Origin of the sequence: Streptomyces niveiscabiei (assembly GCF_001419795.1) — a bacterium.
GTDB lineage: Bacteria > Actinomycetota > Actinomycetes > Streptomycetales > Streptomycetaceae > Streptomyces > Streptomyces niveiscabiei.
Map to the genome: position 1 here is coordinate 1 of NZ_LIRL01000544.1, position 2,293 is coordinate 2,293.

Here is a 2,293-nt window from a genome sequence, read left to right on the forward strand (position 1 = left end):
TTCCTGCTGACGTCGATGGTGACGCTGGTCGGCGCGGTGGTCCGCGTCCCGTACACCTTCGCGGTCGCGGTCTTCGGCGGCCGCAACTGGACGATCGTCTCCGCGGCCCTGCTCCTGGTCCCGACGATCGCGGCGTTCACGGTGATGGAGCCGGGCACGTCGTTCAGCACGTTCCTGCTGGTCGGCCTCCTCGCGGGGATCGGCGGCGGAAACTTCGCCTCGTCGATGACGAACATCAACGCCTTCTTCCCGCTCCGCAAGAAGGGCNNCTGAACGCGGGCGGCGGCAACATCGGCGTACCGGTCATCCAGCTGATCGCCCTCGCGGTGATCGGCGCGAGCGGCGGCCCGCGGGTCCTGCTGGGCATCTACATCCCGCTGATCGTGATCGCCGCGACGCTGGCCGCCCTGTACATGGACAACCTGACGTCCGTGAAGAACGACACCGGCGCGGCGGTCGACGCGGCGAAGGACGGCCACACCTGGATCATGTCGTTCCTGTACATCGGCACGTTCGGCTCGTTCATCGGCTACTCGTTCGCCTTCGGCCAGGTCCTGACGAACCAGTTCGGCCGTACGCCGCTCCAGGCCGCGTACCTGACGTTCATCGGCCCCCTGCTGGGCTCGCTGATCCGCCCGGTCGGCGGCTGGCTGGCGGACCGGTACGGCGGTGCGCGGATCACCCTGTACAACTACGTCGGCATGGCGGCGGCGACGGCGGCGCTGATCGTGGCGAGCGTCCAGAAGTCGCTGCCGTTCTTCGTCACCGTGTTCGTGGTCCTGTTCGTCCTGACGGGCCTCGGCAACGGTTCGACGTACAAGATGATCCCCGGCATCTTCCAGGCGAAGGCGCTGGCCAGGGGCCTGGAGGGCGAGGAGGCCGCGGCGTACGGCCGGCGTCTTTCGGGCGCGTCGATGGGCCTGATCGGCGCGATCGGGGCACTGGGCGGCGTCGGCATCAACATGGCGTTCCGCCAGTCGTTCCTGTCGTACGGCTCCGGCACGGGCGCGTTCGTCGCGTTCCTCGCGTTCTACGCGGTGTGCTTCGTGGTGACGTGGGCCGTATACCTTCGCCGGCCGGCGGGGCGGATCACCGCCGCGGGCTCGGCCTCGGAGACGAAGCCGCAGCTCAGCTACGCGAAGGTGTGACGTAACACGGGCGACACCGACCGGAACCGAGCCTGTCACGCGGCGTTGACAGGCTCGTCGGTCATGCGGGTGCGAAGCCCCCTGTGATCCCATCGCGGGTGACTCCATCGCGGGACGAGAGTGACTATGCACGACGAACAGCAACGTACGGGAACCCCGGAACCGGGCAGCGCGGGTCACGGCCCCCTCGCCGGTTTCACCGTCGGCGTGACCGCCGCGCGCCGCGCCGAGGAGCTGGGCGCGCTGCTCCAGCGCCGGGGCGCGGCCGTCGTCCACGCGCCCGCGCTGCGGATCGTGCCGCTGGCCGACGACAGCGAACTGCTGTCGGCGACGAAGGACCTCCTCGACCAGGCGCCGGACATCGTCGTCGCGACGACGGCGATCGGCTTCCGGGGCTGGATCGAGGCGGCGGACGGCTGGGGCCTGGGCGAGCCGCTGCTGGCCCGGCTGTCCACGGTGGAACTGCTCGCGCGCGGCCCGAAGGTGAAGGGCGCGATCCGCGCCGCGGGGCTCACGGAGGAGTGGTCGCCGTCGAGCGAGTCGATGGCCGAGGTGCTGGACCGGCTCCTCGACCACGGGGTGGAGGGACGGCGGATCGCCGTCCAGCTGCACGGGGAGCCGCTGCCGGGGTTCGTGGAGGCGCTGCGGGCCGCCGGGGCCGAGGTCGTCGGGGTCCCGGTCTACCGCTGGATGCCGCCGGAGGATCTCGCGCCGCTGGACCGGCTGCTGGACGCGACGATCTCGCGCGGGCTCGACGCGGTGACGTTCACGAGTGCGCCCGCCGCGGCTTCGCTGCTGTCGCGGGCCGAGCAACGGGGGCTGTCGGGCGAGCTGTTGGCGGCGTTCCAGCACGACGTCCTGCCCGCGTGCGTGGGCCCCGTGACCGCGCTTCCCCTCCAGGCCGCGGGAGTCGACACCGTCCAGCCCGAGCGGTTCCGGCTCGGGCCGCTGGTCCAACTCCTGTGCCAGGAACTGCCGGGGCGGGCCCGGGCCCTGCCCATCGCCGGGCGCCGGGTCGAGATCCGGGGGCACGCGGTGCTGGTGGACGGCGAGTTGAAGCCCGTACCGCCGGCCGGGATGTCTCTGCTGCGTGCGCTGTCGCGGCGGCCGGGGTGGGTGGTGGCCCGGGCGGACCTGCTGCGGGC

At 71.9% G+C, this 2,293-nt stretch carries 1 protein-coding gene and 2 pseudogenes; all 3 read left to right on the forward strand.

Translation table 11 applies throughout. The features are described from left to right. A pseudogene (locus AOK24_RS51135) lies at positions 1–267 on the forward strand (MFS transporter); the annotation flags it as partial. Positions 268–269: 2 nt separating this feature from the next. Continuing rightward, positions 270–1,148: pseudogene (locus AOK24_RS25655) on the forward strand (MFS transporter); the annotation flags it as partial. A 126-nt stretch (positions 1,149–1,274) separates the two neighbouring features. Beyond that, positions 1,275–2,293: uroporphyrinogen-III synthase (locus AOK24_RS25660; protein WP_055722435.1), on the forward strand; the 1,019-nt coding region annotated here is incomplete at its 3' end.